At 78.5% G+C, this 246-nt stretch carries 1 protein-coding gene; it reads left to right on the top strand.

Annotated features, from left to right (window positions below; all coding sequences use genetic code 11):
* Positions 1-222: molybdopterin dinucleotide binding domain-containing protein (locus B7L92_RS35740; RefSeq protein WP_304364729.1), on the top strand; the 222-nt coding region annotated here is incomplete at its 5' end.
* Between the last annotated feature and the right edge of the window lie 24 nt (positions 223-246).

Below are 246 nucleotides of genomic sequence, written 5' to 3'. Positions count from 1 at the left end.
GGCGCGGCCGAGGGCGACCCGGTGGCCGTGGTGTCCCGGCGGGGCCGGGCGGTGGCGCCGGCCCGGATCACGACCGCGATCCGCGCCGACACGGTCTTCATGCCCTTCCACTGGGCGGGCGAGGGCCGGGCGAACACCCTCACCAACCCCGCCCTGGACCCGACGTCGGGGATGCCGGAGTTCAAGGCGTGCGCGGTGCGGGTGGAGGCGGTGCGTCCGTGACCCGGCCCCCGGGGTCCGCGGACG

The sequence above is a fragment of the Streptomyces viridosporus genome (genome assembly GCF_002078235.1).
In the GTDB taxonomy this organism is placed as follows: domain Bacteria; phylum Actinomycetota; class Actinomycetes; order Streptomycetales; family Streptomycetaceae; genus Streptomyces; species Streptomyces viridosporus.
The sequence above is the reverse complement of the archived record's forward strand: the minus strand, read 5'-3'. Positions and strand labels throughout refer to the sequence as shown.